General features: G+C 63.3%; 18 protein-coding genes and 2 tRNA genes. 18 read left to right on the forward strand and 2 right to left on the reverse strand.

The genetic code is table 11. The features are described 5' to 3' along the window. Positions 1-225 precede the first annotated feature (225 nt). Together ACP15D_RS01005 and ACP15D_RS01010 are read right to left on the reverse strand one after the other, a co-directional pair. Positions 226-3351, reverse strand: a complete 3126-nt coding sequence (locus ACP15D_RS01005; RefSeq protein ID WP_424955721.1) for an efflux RND transporter permease subunit — start codon at positions 3349-3351, stop codon at positions 226-228. A gap of 9 nt (positions 3352-3360) precedes the next feature. Beyond that, on the reverse strand, positions 3361-5067 hold the full coding sequence (locus ACP15D_RS01010) for an efflux RND transporter periplasmic adaptor subunit (protein WP_424955722.1): 1707 nt from the start codon (positions 5065-5067) through the stop codon (positions 3361-3363). A 308-nt stretch (positions 5068-5375) separates the two neighbouring features. Here ACP15D_RS01010 and ACP15D_RS01015 point away from each other — a divergent pair, with 308 nt between their 5' ends. From ACP15D_RS01015 to rpoB, 18 genes are all read left to right on the forward strand, one after another. Next, positions 5376-5678 carry a hypothetical protein gene (locus tag ACP15D_RS01015; protein ID WP_424955723.1) on the forward strand — a complete coding sequence of 101 codons (303 nt, stop codon included), beginning with the start codon at positions 5376-5378 and terminating at the stop codon, positions 5676-5678. An 83-nt stretch (positions 5679-5761) separates the two neighbouring features. Further along, positions 5762-6049: a PepSY domain-containing protein gene (locus tag ACP15D_RS01020; protein ID WP_424955724.1), complete on the forward strand. Its 288-nt coding sequence runs from the start codon at positions 5762-5764 to the stop codon at positions 6047-6049. 144 nt (positions 6050-6193) lie between these two features. Further along, the gene (locus ACP15D_RS01025) at positions 6194-8869 is read left to right on the forward strand and encodes a GNAT family N-acetyltransferase (protein WP_424955725.1); all 2676 of its coding nucleotides are present in this window, start codon (positions 6194-6196) and stop codon (positions 8867-8869) included. 141 nt (positions 8870-9010) lie between these two features. Beyond that, positions 9011-9277, forward strand: coding sequence for a hypothetical protein (locus ACP15D_RS01030; protein ID WP_424955726.1), 267 nt, complete (start codon positions 9011-9013; stop codon positions 9275-9277). A gap of 12 nt (positions 9278-9289) precedes the next feature. Then, positions 9290-11989: a cation-translocating P-type ATPase gene (locus tag ACP15D_RS01035; RefSeq protein ID WP_424955727.1), complete on the forward strand. Its 2700-nt coding sequence runs from the start codon at positions 9290-9292 to the stop codon at positions 11987-11989. Positions 11990-12052: 63 nt separating this feature from the next. Further along, the gene (locus ACP15D_RS01040; protein ID WP_424955728.1) at positions 12053-12379 is read left to right on the forward strand and encodes a c-type cytochrome; all 327 of its coding nucleotides are present in this window, start codon (positions 12053-12055) and stop codon (positions 12377-12379) included. A 91-nt stretch (positions 12380-12470) separates the two neighbouring features. Continuing rightward, complete coding sequence (locus tag ACP15D_RS01045) at positions 12471-13472, forward strand: zinc-dependent alcohol dehydrogenase family protein (protein ID WP_424959153.1); 1002 nt, start codon at positions 12471-12473, stop codon at positions 13470-13472. Between the two features lie 60 nt (positions 13473-13532). Further along, positions 13533-13606: transfer RNA gene (locus ACP15D_RS01050), tRNA-Gly, on the forward strand. Positions 13607-13710: 104 nt separating this feature from the next. Further along, the gene (locus tag ACP15D_RS01055) at positions 13711-14190 is read left to right on the forward strand and encodes a glutathione peroxidase (RefSeq protein WP_424955729.1); all 480 of its coding nucleotides are present in this window, start codon (positions 13711-13713) and stop codon (positions 14188-14190) included. A 59-nt stretch (positions 14191-14249) separates the two neighbouring features. Beyond that, on the forward strand, positions 14250-14573 hold the full coding sequence (locus ACP15D_RS01060) for a YbjQ family protein (RefSeq protein ID WP_424955730.1): 324 nt from the start codon (positions 14250-14252) through the stop codon (positions 14571-14573). A 104-nt stretch (positions 14574-14677) separates the two neighbouring features. Continuing rightward, a tRNA-Trp gene (locus ACP15D_RS01065) sits at positions 14678-14753 on the forward strand. Positions 14754-14853: 100 nt separating this feature from the next. Next, positions 14854-15051: a preprotein translocase subunit SecE gene (gene secE / locus ACP15D_RS01070; RefSeq protein WP_072378287.1), complete on the forward strand. Its 198-nt coding sequence runs from the start codon at positions 14854-14856 to the stop codon at positions 15049-15051. A gap of 60 nt (positions 15052-15111) precedes the next feature. Then, positions 15112-15648 carry a transcription termination/antitermination protein NusG gene (gene nusG / locus ACP15D_RS01075; protein ID WP_424955731.1) on the forward strand — a complete coding sequence of 179 codons (537 nt, stop codon included), beginning with the start codon at positions 15112-15114 and terminating at the stop codon, positions 15646-15648. Positions 15649-15826: 178 nt separating this feature from the next. After that, positions 15827-16273 carry a 50S ribosomal protein L11 gene (gene rplK, locus ACP15D_RS01080; protein ID WP_424955732.1) on the forward strand — a complete coding sequence of 149 codons (447 nt, stop codon included), beginning with the start codon at positions 15827-15829 and terminating at the stop codon, positions 16271-16273. A 5-nt stretch (positions 16274-16278) separates the two neighbouring features. Then, complete coding sequence (gene rplA, locus ACP15D_RS01085; protein ID WP_424955733.1) at positions 16279-17025, forward strand: 50S ribosomal protein L1; 747 nt, start codon at positions 16279-16281, stop codon at positions 17023-17025. A gap of 360 nt (positions 17026-17385) precedes the next feature. Further along, a complete protein-coding gene (rplJ, locus tag ACP15D_RS01090) occupies positions 17386-17904 on the forward strand; it encodes a 50S ribosomal protein L10 (RefSeq protein WP_424955734.1) in 519 nt (172 codons plus the stop codon). A 93-nt stretch (positions 17905-17997) separates the two neighbouring features. Beyond that, positions 17998-18372 carry a 50S ribosomal protein L7/L12 gene (rplL, locus tag ACP15D_RS01095; RefSeq protein ID WP_424955736.1) on the forward strand — a complete coding sequence of 125 codons (375 nt, stop codon included), beginning with the start codon at positions 17998-18000 and terminating at the stop codon, positions 18370-18372. Positions 18373-18592: 220 nt separating this feature from the next. Next, entirely contained in the window at positions 18593-22753 is a 4161-nt protein-coding gene (gene rpoB / locus ACP15D_RS01100; protein WP_424955737.1) for a DNA-directed RNA polymerase subunit beta, read from the forward strand. Positions 22754-22795: the final 42 nt, after the last annotated feature.

Consider the following 22795-nt stretch of genomic DNA (forward strand, 5'->3'; position numbering starts at 1 on the left):
TCGCTAACGGAAACGCCCCCTCACCGGCCGCGCATGCACGGCATGCCGCGCCGGCCTCTTCCCGGCGGGAAGAGGCTAAGCCATGGGCAACTTAACCTCTCCCTCAGGGAGAGGTCGGGCGCGATCGACAGATCGCGGCCGGGTGAGGGGCTTCCGGCCGGCTTTGAAAGGCTCCGGCGAGCCTCCCGCCATCACCTTTGAATCTCACGAAGAAGCCGCCTCGGATCAATAAGCCTCCCGCGCCTCGGCGTGCTCACCGTCATGCCGGCTCTGCAGCCGCTCTAGCGGCTTGCGCCCGAACAGCAGGAATAGCGTCGGCGTCAGGAAAGCATCGAGCAGCGTCGCCGAAATGAGCCCGCCGAAGATCGTCACCGCTACCGGGTTCAAGATCTCCTTGCCCGGCTCGTCGGCTCCGATCATTAGCGGCACTAGTGCGATGCCCGCCGACAGCGCCGTCATCAGCACCGGCCGCAACCGCTCGAGCGTGCCGCGGATCACCATGTGCGTGCCGAAGCGCTCGCCCTCGAACAGCACCAGGTTGATGTAGTGGCTGATCTTCAGAATGCCGTTGCGCGTCGCGATGCCCGCCAGCGTGATGAAGCCGATTGCGCTGGCAACCGAGAACGGCTGCCCCGCAATCCATAGCGCTGTCACGCTTCCGATCAGCGCTAGCGGCACGTTGCCCATGATGATCAGCGCGAGCCTGGCGGAGCTGTAGCGGGAGTAGAGCACCACGAAGATGAGCAGCAGCGACGCCGCCGAAAGCGCGCCGATCAAGGCGGAGGCTTCCTCTTGTGCCTGGAACTGCCCTTCGAGGCTGGCGAAATACCCTTGCGGAAACGGGGTCTCATCGATCGTTTTGCGGATGTCAGACACAATCCGCGCCATGTCCGACCCGTCGGTATTGGCGAACACCGCGATACGCCGCTTGCCGTTTTCCCGCTGGATCTGGTTCGGCCCATCCGTCTCGAACACGTCGGCAATGGTGCCGAGCGGGATGCGCCCTGCCGGGCTCTCGATCAGCATTTCGCCGAGCGCACGCGTGCTGCGATCGGCGTCCGCCAGACGGATCACCACGTCGAAGCGCTTCGATTGATCGACGATCTGCGACACGACCAGCCCGTTCGACAAAGCGCCGAGTGCTTCCGTCACTTGGCTCGGATTGAGCCCATAGAGCGCCGCCTTCGCGTAATCGACGCGCACCTGAAGCTGCGGAATGCGCACCTGCTTCTCGGTTTGCAGATCGACAACGCCAGGAATCGTCTTGAACTTCTGCTCCAGCGTCGAAGCGAGTCCGCGCAGGGTGTCATAGTCGTCACCGTATATCTTCAGCGCGATCTGCGCCCTGACGCCCGAAAGCATGTGGTCGAGCCGATGCGCAATCGGCTGCCCGACCGTGATGCTCGCCGGCAGCACCGACAGCCGTTTGCGGATATCAGCCAGCACTTCCTCGCGGCTGCGTTCCGATTTGCCAAGATCGATGTCGAGCTCGCTGTTGTGCACGCCCTCGGCATGCTCGTCGAGCTCTGCGCGTCCCGTTCGCCGGCCGACAGAGCGGACCTCTGGAACCTCAGCTACGATCTTCTCGGCAAGGCGCCCGATGCGATCGGATTCGGCGAGGCTGATCCCCGGCTGCAGCACGACGCTGACCAGCACGGTGCCCTCGTTGAACGTCGGCAGAAACGCGCGTGGCAGCGCCAGACCCGCCACCGCCGCCGCGCACACCGCCACCAGCGGCACGCCGAGTACGAACGCCGGCCTCGCAAAGCACCATTTGAGGCCCGCTTCCTGCCAGCGCTTCAGCACCCGCACCAGCGCGCCATCACGCTCCGACAGCGAGCGCATCCGTGGCAGCAGCCAGTAGCTCAGCACCGGCGTCACCGTCAGCGATACGACGAGGCTGGCGAGGATCGACACGATGAACGCGACACCGAGCGGCGTAAACAGTCGCCCTTCGATGCCGGAAAGCGCGAACACCGGCAGGAACACCAGCACGATCACTAAAGTCGCGTAGAGAATGCCAGATCGCACTTCCATGGCCGCAGACGCGATCACATCAATCAGCGTCCGCTCGTCGTTGCTGCCACCCGCCGCCCGGTGCAGCCCAAGCCGCCGGAAAATGTTCTCCACGTCCACCACGGCGTCATCCACCAGCGCACCGATGGCAATGGCAATGCCTCCGAGCGTCATGGTGTTGATGGACATGCCCATGATCTGGAACACGATCAGCGTGGTCAGCACCGATAGCGGGATGGCCACCAGCGAGATGAAAGTCGTCTGCCAGTTGAGCAAGAACAGGAACAGCACAATCGCCACGCACACGAGCGCCTCGACCAGCACCCGCAGCATGTTCGAGATCGACGTCTCGATGAACGTCGCCTGCCTGAACTGGATGTCACTCGCGCGCACGCCTTCCGGCATCACCCGCTGAAATTCCGGAAGCATGGCCTCGATGCGCTCGGTGATGCGCACCGTGTCCGCACCCGGCTGCTTCTGCACCGCGAGGATGACCGCCGGCTTGCCGTTATGACCGGCATCGCCCCGCTTGGTCCGCGCCGCGAAATCGACATTCGCCACCTGATGCAGCGCCACGACGTGGCCATCGCGGTACGCCACCACAAGATTGCGCAAGTCCTCGATGCGCGTCGTGCGCGCGATATTGCGGATCAGGAATTCGCGCGCCTTGAGGTCGACGAACCCGCCACCCGTGTTGGACCCGAATTCCTTCAGCGCCTTTTCGATCGCCTCGAAGCTGACGTCGAGGCTGGTCATCCGTCGCGGATCGGGGATCACGCGATACTGACGCACCTCTCCGCCGATTGGGATCACCTGCGCCACGCCCGGAACGGTGAGGATCTGCGGGCGTACGGTGAAGTCAGCCAGCTCGCGCAGCTCCATCGGGCTCACCGTCTCGCTCGACATGGCGATGAGCATGATCTCACCCATCACCGACGAGATCGGACCCATTTGCGCAGAGACGCCGCGCGGCAGTTGCTCGCGCACGAGCTGCAGCCGTTCCGCGATCTGCTGACGCGCGCGGTAGATGTCAACTGACCAATCAAACTCGACATACACGATGGAAAGGCCCACGCCCGAGACGGAGCGCACGCGCGCCACGCCCGGCATTCCGTTCATCGCCGTCTCGATGGGATAGGTGACGAGCTGCTCGACTTCCTCAGGCGCGAGACCCTCGACTTCAGAGATCAGCGTCACCGTCGGACGGTTGAGGTCGGGGAAGACGTCCACTGGGAGCTCGCGTAGCGTCATCAGGCCATAGAGCGACAACGCAAGCGCGCCCACGAGAACGAACAGGCGGTGCTTCAGGCTGGAGCGGATGATCCAATCGAACATGATGAGCCCTCAGCGCACTTGGTTGAGCAACTCGGCGCCGTCAACGACGACACGGCTTCCAGCTTCGATGCCGCCCAGCACGACAATGTTGTCGCCATCGAGGGGGGCAATGCGAACCGGCTGCGGTCGGAACAGCTGCGGGCCCTCCTTCACCCACACCCTTGGCAATCCATCCGGTCCACGCACCACGGCTGCATCGGGCAGCACGATGCCGTCGACCGTCTCGCCTTGTTGAACCAGCACCTTCACCGCTGAGCCGATGACGAGCCCGTCATGCCGCTCTTCGACCTTGAACTGCAGTGGCTGTGTCTGCTGGCGCAGCGCTGGGGCGCGTCCGATATAAGAAAGCCTGATCGAGTGCCCGTCCGGGTCGTTGGCGTAGGCGCCGTGAATGAGCGGAGCAGCGTGCTCGGCACCGCTGATGGCTTCGATCCAGAGCCGGTGCGGATCAACGATCTCGAACAGCGTGTCGCGCGTCGTCACCACCTGTCCAGCGCGCACGTTGGCGACGGAAATCACACCGGCTACCGGCGCCTTCAGCGGGATCAACTCGACATCCTTCTGCGCTAGCACGCGTTGCTGCTCGCGCAGCGCCTCCAGTTCGGCGCGCGTATCGTCGATTTCGCGCTGGGCGACGACGCTGGAAATTCGCGTCAACCGGGCGAGCTTTTGCTCGGCGATCCGCAGTTTGCCCGCAACGTCGGCACGCAGCTGCTGCATTGTGCCGAGGTCGGCGATCGGAATGCTCGGAGAAAGGTAGGCCAATACCTCACCCGCGGTGACCTTCTGGCCCACATGGGAGATGCCGCGTTCGGCGATCTCGATCCGCCCATCCATCGGCGCCTGCACCTGCCCGAACGAGGAAGGATCGGGAACCACAGTGCCGATCAACTCGCGACTGGGAAGCGCCTTTTTCAGTTCGGCGGCGATGGTGCGCACGTGCAATAGCCGCTGGCTCGGCTTCGGGAGATGAACGGCGCCATCCGGCAAGCGTCGCGGCGTATTGGGTGCGCCAGCCGCCGCCGCAGGTGCCTCGTCGGCGTGGTCATCGCCACCGTGCGCGCGCGTCGGCTCCGTCTGTGTCACCAGCATGGTGGTAGTCAGCAGTGCGAATAGAACCGCCGTGGCTGTGCCCGACGCACGCGGAGGATCGCTGCGCGCGCCATCCGCTGATGACGCAGGGACCCGGAGCGGGCGGAACGCAAATGCCAACACAAAGCCGGCTGCCGCCGAAAAAGCAGCCACGAGCCACACAACCGGAGATGCCACTAAAGCGGTCAGAGAAACGCGCCCGTCAGTCGCTTGTGCCTGCTTCGCGGCGACATCCATCTCGCCCTCGAGCACAGTCTTCTCGCCGTTCAAGGTGATGACGAACCGCAGCGGCTTGTGCCCCGGCTCGTCGGCCCACGGTGCAGGGATCGAGTAGATCCCATTGCCGATGCCCGTCGCCGTCCCAGCGGCGATGCCATCTGCTTTCAACTCGATCGTCGCACCGGCGACAGGTTCGTTGGTCGCCTGGCTGTCGAGATAGATCGTCAGCTTGCGGTCGCTGACCGTGCCGACGAGCTCCAGTCCGCCGCCGCTCAGTTCCACCTGCGGCTGATGCTGCGCGGCAGCTGGCGGTGCGTCTTCGTGTGCGTGATCGTCTCCGCCATGCGCAAACGCAGCACTGGCGAGGAGCAGCAAGCTGAGCGAGGTAACGAGAAAGCGTGTCATCAGAGCCGTTCCGAAGCTAGAGAAGCATCGGGATCGGCGCGCCGCCAGCGCTAGCCGTCGGCGTTACGAGGACGAAAAATCAGGAGGGGGACTCTTCGCCCGCGCACAGATCGCGCCGATCCATCAAAGCGCACCTCAAAGCGGCGCGCGTCGGATCAGGCTAAGCCGCGGGGAGGGCGGAGCGGGGGCCGCGCAAGCTGGCCGTAGGGGATTGCGTGGTTGAGTTCGCGATATCGCCCGCTGAACTGGACAACAGGCGGCGGGGTTGCAACCGCCATAATGATGGCCGTTGTAGAGCAGCAGTGAGCGTGAACGTGCGTGCAACCGTGATCGGACCCTGGCTGGCGATCGCTATCGCTATGATCGTGAGCGGTGCCGACATCCTTCGATGCGCCCACGTCGGAATGCTGATGTTTGGCGTCGCCCAAATGCCGGTGCACGAACGCGTGCGCCTCGGCAAACTGCGGCGCGTGCAGGATCGGCAGCTCTCCCCCGCCCAGCATGGCGACGGCGAACAGTACGACGACCAGGAGTTGTCTCACGATCCGGTTCACGTGCTCAGCAGACCCGCATCGGCGCCATTCGTCAAGTCGCGGCCGAAGGTGACATAGTTTCACCCTGTCATTTGACCGTCAAACTATCGTCCCCATTTCCAGGTCAGTGCACATTCGAACTTCTCCGAAAGAGGACACTCATGACGATTCAGACGAACGCGACCCGGGCGGCCATCGCGATTCTGACGCTGGCCGTGGCCAGCCCCGCTTTCGCGCATGGATTCGACGATTGCACTAAGGAGCCTAAGGACAAGTGGAAGCCTCAGGCTGAGGCTGAGGCCACGGCAACCGCAGCCGGCTATACCGTCACTCGGTCGAAAGTCGAAGGCTCGTGCTATGAGGTCTACGCCAAGGACAAGGACGGTAAGAAGTTCGAGCTTTTCTATAATCCGGTGGATTTGTCTCTCGTGAAGAAGCACGACGACTGAGGTCGTCACGAGGCGGTGGTAGTGGCCCATTAAGGGTGTGTCTACAGTTGACGCCCCTCAATGCCATGCGGGCACGTTTGCCCTCATGACAAGACTGAGGGTGGCGCACGGCGCGCCGCCCGAGCCCATAACCCCCCATGTGCCGTGACCATCAGAAACCTCGATAAGCTTCTCTCCCCCCGCTCGGTCGCACTGGTAGGGGCGAGCCCGGAACCGCACACCGTCGGCTCGATCGTCGCCCGCAATCTGACCAGCAGCGGCTTCGCCGGCCCGATCTGGTTCGTCAATCCGCGGCACTCCGAGATTGATGGCAAGCAATGCTTTCCCTCGCTGGCGGATCTGCCCGAGGCGCCGGACCTCGTCGTCATCGTGACACCGCCGACCGTGGTGCCCAAGATCATTGCCGAGGCTGGCGCGCGAGGCGCCCGTGCAGCCGTCGTCATCACGGCAGGTGTGACGCGTGAGCTGCGCCAAGCGGCGCTCGATGCAGCGCGCCCCTATTGCTTGCGGATCCAGGGGCCGAATGGTCTCGGCCTCATTCTTCCGCACATCGGCCTCAACGCGAGCTTCTCGCACCGAATGCCGCTCGCCGGTGATCTGGCTTTCCTTTCGCAGTCGGGCGCGCTGATTACGGCCGTCATCGATTGGGCCGCGTCGCGCGGCATCGGCTTTTCCCAGGTCCTCTCGCTTGGCGATATGGCCGATGTCGATTTCGGCGACCTGCTCGACTACCTCGCGGGTGATGTCACGAGCCGCGCCATCCTCATCTACATGGAACAGATGACCAACGCGGCCAAGTTCGTCTCCGCCGCGCGGCGCGCCTCCCGTGCCAAGCCTGTCATCGTGTTGAAGCCCGGACGCAACGCGACAGCCGCCAAGGCGGCCATGTCGCATACCGGTGCGCTGGCCGGCGCCGATGCTGCATATAATGCAGCGTTTCGGCGCGCTGGCGTGCTGCGCGTCAAAGAATTGCGCCAGTTGTTCGATGCCGCCGAAATCCTCTCTGCTGCTCCGACGCTGACGGGCGAGCATCTCACCATGCTCACCAACGGCGGCGGCGCAGGCGTACTGGCTGCAGACGAGCTTGCCGACCTCGGTGGCCGACTGACCGATTTGCCCGCCGAGACGATCGCCAAGCTCGATGTGGCGCTACCGAAGACGTGGTCCGGCGCTAACCCCGTCGATATCATCGGCGACGCCCCACCAGAACGCTACGCCAACGCCACCCGCATCCTCCTGGAAGACAGGGCAACCGACGCGTTGCTGATCATGAACTGCCCAACTGCGCTGGCCTCTAGCGAGGCGGCAGCCGAAGTCGTCGTCAGGGAGATTGCCGACTCCAAAGCCAAGCAGCGCCGCAAGGTCGTGCTGACCAACTGGCTTGGCGATGGTGCCGCTGAAGCCAGCCGCCATCTTTTCATCGAGGCTGGAATCCCGACATTCGAAACCCCCGAAGCCGCTGTAGAGGGGTTCATGCAACTTGTGCGCTATCGCCGCGCGCAAGACGAGCTGATGCAGGTTCCACCGTCCGCTCCCGAGGCCCTGAACTTCAATGCGGCGGAGGCCGACAAGATCTTGCACGGTGCGCTTGCCGCCCATCGCTATACGCTGTCGGAGATCGAGGCCAAGCACCTGCTCGCCAGCTACGGCATTCCCGTCGTTCCAACGGAGATCGCAACCAGCCCCGCCGAGGTCGAAAGCAAAGCGCGCGACATCCTCGAATTCCATCACGCGTGCGTCATCAAGATCCTTTCCGACGACATCACACACAAATCCGACGTCGGCGGCGTACGGCTGGCTCTGACGACACCAACCGAAGCGCGCGTTGCAGCCGAGGAAATGCTCGTCAACATTGCCAAGCTGCGCCCCAAGGCCGTCATTCGCGGCTTCACCGTCCAGGCGATGATCGAGCGCCACGGCGCGCACGAGTTGATCCTCGGCGCCAGCGAGGACGCCACTGTCGGCCCACTGATGATGTTTGGCGCCGGCGGAACAGCCGTCGAGGTGACGGCCGATACATCTCACGCATTGCCGCCGCTCGATCTGAAGCTCGCCTACCAGATGATGCGCGAAACGCGCGCCTTTAAGCTGCTCAAAGGCTACCGCGACCGTCCCGCCGCCGACATCGAGGCGATCGCCATGGTCCTCGTGCGCCTCAGCTATCTCGTGGCCCGCCACAAGGAAATCCGCGAGATCGACATCAATCCGCTGCTCGCCGACGAGAACGGGGTTATCGCTCTCGACGCCCGCGTTGCCATCGCCGACCCGGCAGAAAAGCCACGTAAGCCGCTGTCGGTCCGCCCGTATCCGGTGCAATGGGAGCGCACCGAGAAGATCGAAGGCATCGGCGAGATTACGCTTCGGCCGATCCGCCCCGACGACGAGCCCCAATACGAAAAGTTCTTCACCTTCATTACGCCGGAAGACTTGCGCATGCGCTTCTTCACGGCAGCGCCCGAGCGCACCTTGCGGTTCTACGCGCGCATGACCCAGATCGACTACGCGCGCGAAATGGCGTTCACTGCCGTTTCCGGCAACGACATCCTGGGTGTCGCCCGCTTGATTTCAGACCCCGACTGCCGCCGCGCCGAGTTCGCCGTCATCGTGCGCTCGGACATCAAAGGCAAAGGTCTCGGCTATCGGCTCATGCAGCATCTCGTCGCCTATGCCCGCGCTGAAGGGCTGAGCGAGCTCTATGGGGACGTACTGGCCGCCAATACGACGATGCTGAAGCTCTGCCGCGAACTGGGATTCAAGGCCGAGCTGGACGACGGCGCCGATGTCTTCCACGTCAAACTGCCGCTCGCTCCTGCCGACTGATCGACCCCTGGGCCACGTTTTTCCCGTCCAGGTCACGGGTTGGTGCTAGCATCGCCTTGCGCCAGCTCAATGCTCGCGTCGAAGAGGTCTGGCTCGATGGGCCAGGGTCGGGGGGCAACTTGTTTGACAAGGAGTTGAACCATGATCACGCTCGAAGACTGCATCGCCTTGTGCGGCCTGTCGGAAGCCGAGGTGCTGGCCATCGCCGAGCACGAGCACGTTCCCGAGATTGCCGCCGCAGCGCTTGCCGAGCATCTGCTTAAGCAGCGGCGCGGCACCGACACGATTCACCGGATGATCGTTGAGGACATGCGCGCCGCGCTGCAAAGAGGCGACCGCAAGCATGCCAGCGAGCTGTTCGCGGCCCTGCGCCACTTCCTGGCGACCCATCCCGAGCATTCCCACTAGCACCGAGGTCCCGTGCCTGCCGACACGACAAGACTGCCCCATCACCACGAGGCTTCGGGCGAGGTCACTGAGGGTTTGCCGGCCGGACTGACGAGCGCCGAGGTGACCACTGCGTTGGCGGCGTTTGGACCGAACATCCTGCCGAGCCCCAGGAAGGACGGAATTTTCAAGCGCATCATCGCGCAGATCACCAATCCACTGATCTACGTGCTGCTGGGCTCGGCGACTATCAGCGTCGCGCTGGGACACTTCGTCGACGCCGCGGTCATTCTCGCCGTCGTTGTAATCAATGCCGCGGTGGGCATCGTGCAGGAGGGCCGCGCCGAAAAGGCGCTGGACGCCATCCGCAATTTGCTCGCCCCGCAAGCGACCGTCCGTCGCGACGGTCGCCGCATCTCTATCCCAGCCGCTGATATCGTGCCCGGTGACGTCCTGCTTCTGGAAGCCGGCGACCGCGTCGTCGCCGACGCGCGTATCGTCAAAGAGCGCAACCTGCGCATCGATGAATCGATCCTCACCGGTGAATCCGTTGCGGTCACCAAGTCCGCCGTTCCCGCAGGCGATCCGGGCGAGGGCTCGCAAGCCTTCTCCGGAACGCTCGTCGTCGCCGGTCAGGCAACAGCGTTGGTGACGGCCACCGGAGCCCGCTCGCGCCTCGGCCAGATCACTGCATTGCTTGAGCGCGTCGAGGAATTACAGACCCCGCTGGTGCGCCAGATGAACGTCTTCGCGCAGCAGGCGACGGCCGTCGTGTTGGGGCTGTCGGCGCTGACATTCCTTTATGCGTGGCGCATCGGTGGCTATCCGGTCTCCGACGCCTTTATGATCGTCGTCGGAATGGCTGTGGCCGCGATCCCCGAGGGCCTGCCGGCCGTAACCACCATCACCATGGCCATTGGCGTTCAGCGCATGGCACGTCGCAATGCCATCCTGCGCCGCCTGCCGGCCATCGAAGCGCTGGGCTGCGTCTCGACGATCTGCTCCGACAAGACCGGGACGCTGACCAAGAACGAGATGACCGTGACGCGCGCCGTCACCGCCGTCGGCACCTTCGACATCACCGGTGTTGGCTACGCGCCCGCCGGGGCATTCCATCAGGGCGGCGTCGAGATCGACGCGCGCAAGTTCCAGCCCTTGCAGACACTCATGCGCAGCGCAGCCCTTTGCAACGAGGCGAGTGTGCGCGACACGTCCGAGGGGTGGATCGTTGACGGTGACCCGCTCGAAGGCGCGCTGCTCGTGGTGGCGGCGAAGGCCGGCGAGGAGCGCGAGCGCATGCGCGCCGAGTTTCCGCGCCTCGATGAAATCCCCTTCGATGCCGCGTATCGCTACATGGCGACGCTGCACCGTGACCATGATGGCTCGGCCTTCGTGTGCGTAAAGGGTGCGCCCGAGCAGATCATCGAGATGTGCACGCACCAGCTTGAAGCGTCCGGCCGGGTGCCGCTCGACCGCGCCTACTGGCTTGCCGCCATCGACCAGATGGCGCGATCTGGGTTCCGCATCATCGCCCTTGCATCGAAGAAGCTGCCGTCGCGCGAGCATATCGCCTTCGCAGACATCGATCAGCTCTCCCTCGAAGGCCTGGTCGGCCTCATCGACCCGCCGCGCGAGGAAGCAAAGACGGCCATTGCGGAGTGCCGCACCGCCGGCATCTCCGTGAAGATGATCACCGGGGATCATCTCATCACCGCTGCGGCAATCGCCGGACAGCTCGGCATCGACACCAGCCAGCCACCCGTCTCCGGCGACGAACTCGAAGCGCTGGATGACGCCGCCCTCGCTCAGCTTGCCGAGAGAACCAGCGTCTTCGCCCGCACCACCCCAGAGCACAAGCTGCGCCTCGTGGAGGCACTCCAGAGCGACGGTGACGTCGTCGCCATGACCGGAGACGGCGTCAACGATGCTCCCGCATTGAAGCGCGCCGACGTCGGCGTCGCCATGGGACGCAACGGCACCGAGGCCGCCAAGGAAGCGGCAGAGATGGTGCTGCTCGACGACAACTTTGCCTCCATCGTCGCCGCGGTGAAGGAGGGACGTGCCGTCTACGACAACCTCGCCAAAGTGATCGGCTGGACGTTACCGACGAGCTGCGGACAGATGTTCGTCATCATGCTGGCGATCCTGTTCGGCCTCACCCTGCCCATCACGCCGGTGCAGATCCTGTGGGTGAACACCATCTCTGCCGGCATCTTGGGGCTCATCCTCTCTTTCGAACCGGCTGAGCCCGACATCATGTTGCGGAGACCGCGCGCCACCGGCGAGGTGCTGCTGTCGCGCTTTCTCGTTTGGCGCGTCCTGCTCGTATCGGCGCTGATGGCGGCCGGCGCATTCGGCGTCTTCCAATGGGCGATCAAGAGCGGAGCCGACGTCGAAACTGCACGCACCATGGTCGTCAACGCCGTCGTTGCCATGGGCATCGCCTATCTTTTCAACGTCCGCTACCTGCACGCGCCATCGCTCACTTGGCATGGCGTCGTCGGCACTCCCGCTGTGCTCATCGGCGTCGGCGCGGTGCTGCTTCTCCAATTGGCTCTGACGTATTTACCCCCCATGAACCAGATCTTTGAAACGCAGCCGCTGACGCTGCTTCAGGGTGCAGTCACGTTGGCAACTGGCGGCATACTGTTCTTCATGCTCGAACTGGAGAAGCAACTGCAGCGCCTCTTGAACCCTGCGATGCGAATGGACCGCCCGGCGGGTTTGACTTAAGTCATCGTCGGGTGCGGCAACACCGGCTAGTCATGCTCGCAAATTCCGAGCGGAGAAACATCAATGCAGCGCGTCGTGGGACTCCTCGCCCTCTGCCTTTCGGTGCTGGTGATACCGGCCGGTGCTGTCGAACTTGGCAACAAGGAGGAGGGGCACGCCTACGCGCAAAAATTCTGCACCGAATGCCATGCCATCGAGAAAGATGAGAGCATGCTCTTCTCCGAAGTGCCAAGCTTTCAGGAGGTTGCCGACTCGGAGGGCATGAGCCCGCGCGCCCTCTCCGTGTGGTTGCGCACTTCGCATCCCAACATGCCCGACTTCATCATCCCGCCCGATGATATCGACAACCTCGTCGCCTACATCATGAGCTTGCGTACGCCCAAAGAGTAACGCGCTCTTTGACGTCTCGTTTGCGAAGCTGCTCTAGTTTTGCCGTCATCAGTAAATGTCGGACATCGCGATGGATTCTATCCCCAAGCGCATGCATGCGATGGAGTTTGCGGGCGCGCATCAGCCACTTCATCCAACCGAGCGTCCCGTAAGGAAGCCGACCGGTCGCAATCTTCTCATCCGTGTCGGAGCGTGCGGCATCTGCCGCACCGATCTGCACGTCATCGACGGCGAGTTGGAGCATCCAAAAGCCCGCGTCATTCCCGGGCACGAGGTCGTTGGCCGCGTAGTTGCGATGGGTCCGGAAGCGCGCGGATTCAAGATCGGCGAGCGCGTTGGCGTGCCCTGGCTCGGCTTCACCTGCGGGCGCTGCCACTTCTGCCGGTCTGGTAGAGAGAACCTGTGCGACAAGCCGAAATTCACCGGATACACACTCGATGGCGGCTATGCCGAATACATCACCGCCGATTCGCACTATTCATTCCCCATCCCCAAAATCTATTCTGATGCGGAAGCTGCCCCGCTGATGTGCGCTGGGCTCATCGGCTATCGCTGCTGGAAGCTCGTGCGCACCGCAAAGCGGCTCGGCATCTACGGCTTCGGGGCTGCAGCGCATATCGTTGCGCAGATTGCCAAGCACCACGGTCAGCAGGTCTACGCCTTCACGCGAAGCGGTGATACGGCAGCCCAGAAGCTTGCCCGCTCTCTCGGCGCTGTGTGGGCCGGATCATCAGAAGAAATGCCGCCCAAGCTACTCGACGCTGCAATCATCTTTGCTTCCGTTGGCCCACTCGTACCGCTCGCGCTCAAAGCGCTGGAGAAAGGCGGAACGCTCGTTCTCGGCGGGATCCACATGTCTGAGATCCCGGCCTTCTCCTACGACTTGTTGTGGGAGGAGCGTATCGTTCGCTCGGTCGCCAACCTGACGCGTCAGGATGCAATCGAGTTCCTCAGGCTCGCGCCGCGCGTTCCTATCCGGCCGCACGTGACGACCTATCCGCTCGACGAAGCGAACGAGGCCATCGCTGTGCTCAGAAAGGGTAACCTCGTCGGCGCCGCTGTGCTCGTGCCCGCAGCATGCGAAGGCGCCTGAACATCATTGCAGGGCCAGGTGCTTGACTGCGCCGCGGCGCTCACTATTGAAGAGGGCAGCGCGGGTGTAGCTCAATGGTAGAGCAGCAGCCTTCCAAGCTGAATACGAGGGTTCGATTCCCTTCACCCGCTCCAATCCCTTACCGATTACGCATGCGTCACGTGCTGCATTTGGCCTCCCCATGCGCGGTGTGCGCGGCTAATGTCCCCCCTTCCGAGCGCGAGGGACACGCATCTCAATGACAACCGTCTACGATTTCACCGTCCGCGGTATTGACGGGCAGGAGGTTTCGCTCGCCGATTTCCGCGGCAAAGTGCTCCTCATCGTCAACACCGCCAGCCGATGCGGCTTCACGCCCCAATACGAGGGTTTGGAGGCGCTCCACCGCGAACTGAACGACCGTGGCCTCGTGGTGCTCGGCTTTCCGTGCAACCAGTTCGGTGCCCAGGAGCCCGGAAACGAGGCCGAAATCGTCGACTTCTGCAAGCGCACCTATGATGTGAGCTTCCCGATGTTCGCCAAGGTGGACGTCAACGGCCCGGACGCCAGCCCGCTGTTCGTCTGGCTGAAGGATGAGGCGCCGAGCGAGCCACCCGCCGCCCCAATCAAGTGGAACTTCGCCAAATTCCTCGTCGATCGTCAGGGCAACGCGGTCGATCGCTTCGCCTCGGCGGTCACGCCTGACATGCTACGCGAGGATATCGAAGGCTTGCTTTGACACCGCAAAATCGAGGCTTGGCCGCCGCCGCGTGCGGCGGTCCCAGGAGGGAGGGGCCAATGCTCATCGTCACAACCAACGACCTGCCGGGCTACCGGGTGGTGAAGCACCTTGGCGTCGCCCGCGGGCTGACGGTCCGATCCCGCAGTCTGGTCGGCAATATCGGTGCGTCGATCCAGATTTTGTTCGGCGGCAACATCACACTATATACAAGGCTGGCCGAGCAGGCCCGCCAGGAGGCGTTCGAGCAGCTCATCGCGCAGGCGGAGGCCATGGGGGCCAATGCCGTCCTCGCAATGCGTTATGATGCCAACGAAATCGCCGCGGCGGTGACCGAGGTTTTAGCTTACGGGACGGCGGTGATCGTCGAGCCGGCACCTTAAAAGGGAGCCTCTCGCGACAATTCCGTCACTAGCAAGTGACAAAGGGGAAAAGTTCGGCTAAGTATGCCGCCCCCGCGGTCTGGCGTACGCTTTTCCGCGACGATAGGGGTGTAGCTCAATTGGTAGAGCGTCGGTCTCCAAAACCGAAGGTCGGGGGTTCGAGACCCTCCGCCCCTGCCAAATTCGTATGGACGCATCCGTGCAGAGGGCGCCGGATGCGCCAACAGCCGGCGCTCGAACTGCGTCAGGTTGTCGCATGTCGCCCGGGAAAGTCAGATTAATGGCCAAATACAACCCGGTCGAGTTTATTCAGGAGGTTCGCCAGGAGGTCTCCAAGGTTACTTGGCCGACCTGGAAAGAGGTGTGGATCACCACCCTCATGGTCATCATCATGGTCAGCCTTGCATCGGTGTTCTTCCTCATCACGGATCAAACCCTCGGTTATCTCGTCCGCCTTGTGCTGGGCGGGGGCCGCTGAGCCGGAGCTGAAACACTAGTGTCCACCCAAGTTGCGCAATCGCGCGGTGAAAGAGCAGCAATGGCGAAGCGCTGGTACATCGTGCACGCGTACACGAACTTTGAGCGCAAAGTGGCCGACGCCATCAAGGAGCGCGCCAAGGCTGCCGGCCTCGAAGGGCTTTTTGAGGAAGTGCTTGTCCCGACCGAGGAAGTGGTCGAGGTGAAGCGCGGCCGCAAGGTGCAGGCCGAACGCAAGTTTCTTCCTGGCTACGTGCTGGTGAAGATGGAAATGACTGACCCGGCGTTTCTTCTCATCAAGAACACGCCCAAGGTCACCGGGTTTCTCGGCGCGGAAAATAAACCGATGCCGATCTCGGAGGATGAAGCAATGCGCATCCTCCATCAGGTCAAGGAAGGTGTGGAGCGGCCGAAGCCCTCGATCACGTTCGAGGTGGGCGAGCAGGTGAAAGTCGCCGACGGTCCGTTTGCCTCCTTCCAGGGCCACGTCGAAGAGGTCGACGAGGAGCGTTCGCGGCTCAAGGTTGCCGTGTCGATCTTCGGGCGCCCGACGCCGGTCGAACTCGAGTTCGGCCAAGTGGAGAAAGTGCCCGCCTAACCCCGGGCTATTGCCGTTTTTCGACAGGTGCGTTCCCAAGCTCGCCTGTCTGCCCACGCCGCAGGACAGCCTCTCACGAGGCCTCCCTGCGGTAAAACCGCGGGAGGGCCTGCTGGGCCCGTTGGACCGCTAACCCTGGGAAGGAAAGCCCCTTCCCGTCAAGTGCTAAGGGGAGACCATGGCAAAGAAAATTGACGGCTACATCAACTTGCAGGTGCCGGCGGGGGCGGCCAATCCGTCGCCGCCCATCGGCCCCGCGCTGGGTCAGCGCGGCGTGAACATCATGGAGTTCTGCAAGTCGTTCAACGCCAAGACCAAGGACCTGGAACAGGGCACGCCCATCCCGGTGAAGATCACGGTCTTTTCCGACCGCTCCTTCACCTTCGAGATGAAGACGCCCCCGGCCACCTTCCTCATCAAGAAGGCAGCCGGCATGAAGCCGACGGGCAAGCCGGGCTCCGGCTCCAAGAACCCCGGCCGCGACGTTGTCGGCAAGGTCAGCATGGACCAGCTGCGCGACATCGCGAAGGTCAAGATGAAGGACATGAACACGGACGATATCGAACAGGCGACGCGCACGCTCGCCGGCTCGGCCCGCTCGATGGGCCTGCAGGTGACGGAGTAAGACCAATGGCAAAGCTCAGCGCAGAAGCAATCAAAGAGACGCGTCTTGCCGGCGGCAAGCGCATGGCAGGCGTCCTCAAGGACCTCAATCGCGACAAGGCCTATTCGGTCGAGGAAGCGGTGAAGATCCTCAAGGGGCGCTCCAAGACCAAGTTCGACGAGACGATCGAGGTTGCCATGAACCTCGGCGTCGATCCCAAGCACGCCGACCAGCTCGTCCGCGGCGTCTGCAATCTGCCGAATGGCTCGGGCCGCACGGCCCGCGTTGCCGTGTTTGCACGCGGCGCCAAGGCGGAAGAGGCGAAGGCTGCCGGTGCTGACGTCGTCGGCGCCGAGGACCTCGTCGAGCAGGTGTCCAAGGGCACGATCAATTTCGATCGCTGCATCGCGACACCGGACATGATGGGCCTCGTCGGCCGCCTCGGTAAGGTGCTGGGCCCGCGCGGTCTGATGCCGAATCCGCGCGTTGGCACGGTGACGATGGACGTCACCAGCGCCGTACAAGGCGCCAAGGGCGGCTCGGTTGAGTTCCGCGTCGAGAAGGCCGGCATCATCCACGCCGGCGTCGGCAAGGCTAGCTTCACCGACGCAGCGCTCGCCGAGAACATCAAGGCGTTTGTCGACGCCGTGGTGAAGGCGAAGCCGCCGGGCGCCAAGGGCACTTACGTGAAGAAGGTTTCGATCAGCTCGACCATGGGGCCCGGCCTCAAGGTCGACACCGCCAGCCTCGGCGGCGGTCAGGCCCTCGGCTAACGAGGGACGTGAAGGAATTCGCGCGCTGCCCGGCAACGGGCGGCGGGCGATCACGACCGGAAGCGCGGCCTCGCGCTGTTGCTTCCGGAAGCTGTCCGAGACTGTGGGTGCCGTCAGGGCTTCGGCCATGACAGCTTAAGCCTCGAAAAAGGGCCCGCATGAGACAGGAGCGAACCCGGATTGAGCTTTCCACAAGGAAGCAAAGAGCCGGTTTGAACCTGGGTCAGCACCGTGCCGCTCTGCGAGCGCCGCGGTTGGACAGACAAGGCGTCGCCCGAAGGCGGGACTTCTCGCTCACGGCGGCAAGGTGCAACCCGCGGAACAGTCCGATGAGGCTGTTCTGTAAACTGGAGTGAGCAGGTGGATAGAGCCGCGAAACGTGAGCTCGTAGCTTCGCTCAACACCGCGTTGAAAGACTCGGGGTTGGTCGTTGTTGCCCACTATGCCGGCATGACGGTCGCTCAGCTCACCGACTACCGCCAGAAGGTCAAAGAGGCCGGCGGTAAGGTGAAGGTGGCCAAGAACCTGCTGGCAAAGCTCGCGTTGAAGGACACTTCGTACGAGCCGATCACGGATCTCTTCAAGGGGCAGACATGTGTTGCCTACTCGGAAGATCCGATCGCCGCGGCGAAGGCGTCGGTCGCTTACGCTAAGGGGAATGACAAGCTCGTCATTCTCGGTGGCGCGATGGGATCGACGGTTCTTGACGCGAACGGCATCAAGGCACTCGCCGAACTGCCGTCTCTGGACGAGCTGAGAGCAACGCTAATCGGTCTCCTCAACGCGCCGGCGACGAAGATCGCCCGCACGATCATGGAGCCGGGTGCACAGCTCGCACGCGTCGTTCAGGCGAAGGCATCGCAGAGCGAGGCTGCCTAAGGCAGGGCGGCGCCGCAAGGCGCCACGACTTCAAATGCGCGCAGTTCGAAAAACTGCATCAGTCGTTAGGTTCAAACCGAAGGAACTTACATCATGGCCGATCTGTCGAAGATCGTTGACGACCTTTCCAGCCTGACCGTCCTCGAGGCGGCTGAGCTTGCCAAGCTTCTCGAGGAGAAGTGGGGCGTGTCGGCGGCTGCTGCCGTCGCCGTTGCCGCCGCTCCCGGCGCTGCTGCCGCAGCCCCGGCTGAGGAGCAGACCGAGTTCACCGTCATCCTGAAGGCCGGTGGCGAAAAGAAGATCAACGTCATTAAGGAAGTCCGCGCCATCACGGGCCTTGGCCTCAAGGAAGCCAAGGACCTCGTCGAGGCCGGCGGCAAGGCCGTCAAGGAAGGCGTGTCCAAGGACGAGGCTGCCAAGCTGAAGAAGCAGCTGGAAGACCAGGGCGCCACGGTCGAAGTGAAGTAATTGCGGTGGGCGATCGGCATTCCGTGCCGGTCGCCTTCCTCGCCCGTTCCCGAAAGGAGCGGGCACCAAACGTCTCTCCGGAGGGTCTTTTTAGGGGTTCTACAACCCCTAAACGGGCCTTCCGGTGAGCCGTTTCAAGGCTAAAGCGAGGGTTGGCGGCCCTCGCCACGAAGGCAGCAGTAGCGCGGGCCGTCACCTGCGCGGATGACAAGGAGCGAAAATGGCTGAGACGTTCAACGGCCGCAAGCGCATCCGGAAGAAATTCGGATCCATTCGCGAAGTTGCAGAGATGCCGAACCTCATCGAGGTTCAGAAGAGCTCTTATGACGACTTCCTGATGGTCAAGGAGCCTCCCGGCGGCCGTTCTGACGATCACGGTCTGCAGGCGGTGTTCAAGTCCGTATTCCCGATTTCCGACTTCTCCGGCCGCGCCACGCTCGAGTTCGTGCGCTATGAGTTCGAGCCGCCGAAGTATGACGTCGACGAGTGCATGCAGCGCGATATGACCTTCTCCGCGCCGCTGAAGGTCAAGCTGCGCCTGATCGTGTTCGATGTGAACGAGGAGACGGGCTCCAAGTCGATCAAGGACGTCAAAGAGCAGGACGTCTATATGGGCGACATGCCACTCATGACGTCGAACGGCACCTTCGTCATCAACGGCACCGAGCGCGTCATCGTCTCGCAGATGCATCGCTCTCCGGGCGTGTTCTTCGATCACGACCGCGGCCGCACGCATGCCTCGGGCAAGCTGCTGTTCGCAGCCCGCATCATCCCCTATCGCGGTTCCTGGCTCGACTTCGAGTTCGACGCCAAGGACATCGTCTACGTGCGCATCGACCGTCGCCGCAAACTGCCGGTGACGACGCTGCTGTATGCGCTCGGCCTCAATGACGAAGAGATCCTGAGCTTCTTCTACAACCACATCACGATCAAGGAATCGAAGCGCGGCTGGAAGATGCCGTTCGTGCCCGAGAAGATGCGTGGCATGACGCCGACCGCCGATCTCGCCGATGCCAAGACCGGTGAGGTAGTGGTCAAGGCCGGCGAAAAGATCACCGCCCGCAAGGCGCGTGAGCTTGCCGAAGGCGGCCTCAAGGAAGTGCTCGTTTCCTCCGACGATCTCGCCGGCCGCTACATCGCTGCCGACGTCGTCGACATGGAGACGGGTGCGATCTACGCGGAAGCGGGCGATGAGCTCGATGCCGAGCTGCTGGCCGAGCTGAAGGATCAGAAGGTCAAAGAATTCCCGATCCTCGACATCGACCACGTCAACATCGGGCCGTTCATCCGCAACACGCTCAACATCGACAAGAACGCCAACCAGGACGAGGCGTTGATGGACATCTACCGGGTCATGCGGCCCGGTGAGCCGCCGACCATCGAGGCGGCGACCAACCTGTTCCATTCGCTCTTCTTCGATCCCGAGCGCTATGACCTCTCGGCCGTCGGCCGCGTGAAGATGAACATGCGCCTCGAGCTCGATGCGCCCGACACCATGCGCGTGCTGCGCCGCGAAGACATCCTCGCGGTCATCAAGACGCTGGTCGACCTGCGCGACGGCAAGGGCGAGATCGACGACATCGACCATCTCGGCAACCGCCGCGTTCGCTCGGTCGGTGAGCTGATGGAGAACCAGTATCGCGTCGGCCTCCTGCGTATGGAGCGCGCGATCAAGGAGCGTATGTCGTCGGTCGATATCGACACGGTGATGCCGCAGGACCTGATCAACGCCAAGCCGGCGGCTGCCGCCGTGCGCGAGTTCTTCGGGTCTTCGCAGCTCAGCCAGTTCATGGACCAGACCAACCCGCTGTCGGAGATCACCCACAAGCGCCGCCTGTCGGCACTTGGACCGGGCGGTCTGACGCGCGAGCGCGCCGGCTTCGAGGTGCGCGACGTGCATCCGACGCACTACGGGCGCATCTGCCCGATTGAGACGCCGGAAGGCCCGAACATCGGCCTCATCAACTCGCTGGCGACGTTTGCGCGCGTCAACAAGTACGGCTTCATCGAGAGCCCGTACCGCAAGGTCGTCAACGGCAAGCTCACCGACGAGGTCGTCTACCTCTCGGCCATGGAAGAGATGCGCCACCACGTCGCCCAGGCCAACGCCGAGGTCGACGCCAAGGGCAATCTCACCGACGATCTCATCACCTGCCGTTACCAGGGCGACGTGCTCCTCGTGCCGCAGGAGAAGGTCGACTACATCGACGTGTCGCCCAAGCAGCTCGTGTCGGTCGCCGCCGCGCTCATTCCGTTCCTTGAGAACGATGACGCCAACCGCGCTCTCATGGGCTCGAACATGCAGCGTCAGGCCGTGCCGCTGATCCGTGCCGAGGCGCCGCTCGTCGGCACCGGCATGGAAGAGGTGGTTGCGCGCGATTCCGGCGCTGCCATCGCTGCACGCCGCACCGGCGTGATCGATCAGGTGGACGCCACGCGTATCGTTATTCGCGCGACGGAAGAAACCGATCCTTCGAAGCCGGGCGTCGACATCTACCGTCTGCGCAAGTTCCAGCGCTCGAACCAGAACACCTGCATCAACCAGCGTCCGCTGGTGCACGTGGGCGATTCGGTGAAGGCGGGCGACATCATCGCCGACGGTCCCTCGACCGATCTGGGCGATCTGGCGCTCGGCAAGAACGTGCTCGTCGCGTTCATGCCGTGGATGGGCTACAACTTCGAGGACTCGATCCTCCTCTCCGAGCGCGTCGTCTCCGATGACGTCTTCACCTCGATTCACCTCGAGGAGTTCGAAGTCATGGCCCGCGACACCAAGCTCGGGCCCGAGGAAATCACGCGCGACATTCCGAACGTTTCGGAAGAGGCGCTGAAGAACCTCGACGAAGCCGGCATCGTCTACATCGGCGCTGAGGTGAACCCGGGCGACATCCTCGTCGGCAAGATCACGCCGAAGGGCGAGAGCCCGATGACGCCGGAAGAGAAGCTGCTTCGCGCCATCTTCGGCGAGAAGGCTTCCGACGTCCGCGATACGTCCCTGCGTCTGCCGCCGGGCGTGTCCGGCACGGTCGTAGAGGTGCGCGTGTTCAATCGCCACGGCGTCGAGAAAGACGAGCGTGCGATGGCGATCGAGCGTGAGGAGATCGAGCGTCTCGCCAAGGACCGCGACGACGAGATGCAGATCCTCGATCGCAACGTCTATGCGCGTCTGAAGGAAGCTCTTCTCGGCAAGGAAGTGGCCAAGGGTCCGAAGACGGCGCCCAAGGGCACGACCATCACCGAGGAAATCCTCGACGAGGTTCCGCGTAGCCATTGGTGGGAGTTCGGCCTCAAGGACGAGAAGGCCCAGGCCGAAATCGAAGCCATCAACAAGCAGTACGAGGAAGCCAAGAAGAGCCTCGAGCGTCGCTTCGTCGACAAGGTCGACAAGCTGCAGCGCGGCGATGAGCTGCCTCCCGGCGTGATGAAGATGGTCAAAGTCTTCGTAGCCGTGAAGCGCAAGATCCAGCCGGGCGACAAGATGGCCGGCCGTCACGGCAACAAGGGTGTCGTGTCGATGATCGTGCCCTGCGAGGACATGCCGTTCCTCGAGGACGGCACGCACGTCGACGTGGTGCTCAACCCGCTCGGCGTGCCTTCGCGCATGAACGTCGGCCAGATTCTCGAGACGCATCTTGGATGGGCGTGTCGCGGTCTCGGCCGCGCCATCGACGATGCCATCCAGCAGTGGCACGAGAGCGGCGAGGCCAAGGTGCTGCGTCAGCGCATGGCTGAGATCTACGGCCCAGACCAGTTCAAGACCTCGATGAAGGACGAAGAACTGGTCGAGGTCGCCGAGAAGCTGACGAAGGGCGTGCCGATCGCAACGCCGGTCTTCGACGGCGCCAAGGAAGCTGACATCGTCGACATGCTCAAACTTGCGGGCTTCGATTCGTCCGGTCAGGTCCGTCTTTACGACGGTCGTACCGGCGAGCCGTTCGATCGCAAGGTGACGGTCGGCTACAAGTACGTTCTGAAGCTGCACCACCTTGTCGACGACAAGATCCACGCCCGTTCCATCGGCCCGTACTCGCTCGTCACCCAGCAGCCGCTCGGTGGCAAGGCGCAGTTCGGTGGCCAGCGCTTCGGCGAAATGGAGGTGTGGGCACTCGAAGCTTACGGCGCCGCGTACACGCTGCAGGAGATGCTCACCGTCAAGTCGGATGACGTTGCCGGCCGCACCAAGGTCTACGAGGCCATCGTGCGCGGCGACGACACCTTCGAGGCTGGCGTCCCCGAAAGCTTCAACGTGCTCGTCAAGGAGATGCGCGCGCTAGGCCTCAACGTGGAACTCGAGAACTCCGAGTTCAGCGCCCTGCCGCCGCCCGAGGAAGAGGAGCAGCCGCCGGAGAAGCAGCCGCAGCTGCCTCCGGCCGCCGAATAGCAGAGCGAGACTTCGTCCGGGGCTGGCAATGGCCCCGGACAT

Source organism: Hyphomicrobium sp. 1Nfss2.1 (assembly GCF_965243865.1).
Lineage (GTDB): Bacteria > Pseudomonadota > Alphaproteobacteria > Rhizobiales > Hyphomicrobiaceae > Hyphomicrobium_A.

Coding starts and splice junctions, on each gene's coding strand:
- ACP15D_RS01005 (WP_424955721.1), bottom strand. CDS start 3,351: ATGTTCGATTGGATCATCCGCTCCAGCCTGAAGCACCGCCTGTTCGTT.
- ACP15D_RS01010 (WP_424955722.1), bottom strand. CDS start 5,067: ATGACACGCTTTCTCGTTACCTCGCTCAGCTTGCTGCTCCTCGCCAGT.
- ACP15D_RS01020 (WP_424955724.1), top strand. CDS start 5,762: ATGACGATTCAGACGAACGCGACCCGGGCGGCCATCGCGATTCTGACG.
- ACP15D_RS01030 (WP_424955726.1), top strand. CDS start 9,011: ATGATCACGCTCGAAGACTGCATCGCCTTGTGCGGCCTGTCGGAAGCC.
- ACP15D_RS01040 (WP_424955728.1), top strand. CDS start 12,053: ATGCAGCGCGTCGTGGGACTCCTCGCCCTCTGCCTTTCGGTGCTGGTG.
- ACP15D_RS01045 (WP_424959153.1), top strand. CDS start 12,471: ATGCATGCGATGGAGTTTGCGGGCGCGCATCAGCCACTTCATCCAACC.
- ACP15D_RS01055 (WP_424955729.1), top strand. CDS start 13,711: ATGACAACCGTCTACGATTTCACCGTCCGCGGTATTGACGGGCAGGAG.
- ACP15D_RS01060 (WP_424955730.1), top strand. CDS start 14,250: ATGCTCATCGTCACAACCAACGACCTGCCGGGCTACCGGGTGGTGAAG.
- secE (WP_072378287.1), top strand. CDS start 14,854: ATGGCCAAATACAACCCGGTCGAGTTTATTCAGGAGGTTCGCCAGGAG.
- nusG (WP_424955731.1), top strand. CDS start 15,112: ATGGCGAAGCGCTGGTACATCGTGCACGCGTACACGAACTTTGAGCGC.
- rplK (WP_424955732.1), top strand. CDS start 15,827: ATGGCAAAGAAAATTGACGGCTACATCAACTTGCAGGTGCCGGCGGGG.
- rplA (WP_424955733.1), top strand. CDS start 16,279: ATGGCAAAGCTCAGCGCAGAAGCAATCAAAGAGACGCGTCTTGCCGGC.
- rplL (WP_424955736.1), top strand. CDS start 17,998: ATGGCCGATCTGTCGAAGATCGTTGACGACCTTTCCAGCCTGACCGTC.
- rpoB (WP_424955737.1), top strand. CDS start 18,593: ATGGCTGAGACGTTCAACGGCCGCAAGCGCATCCGGAAGAAATTCGGA.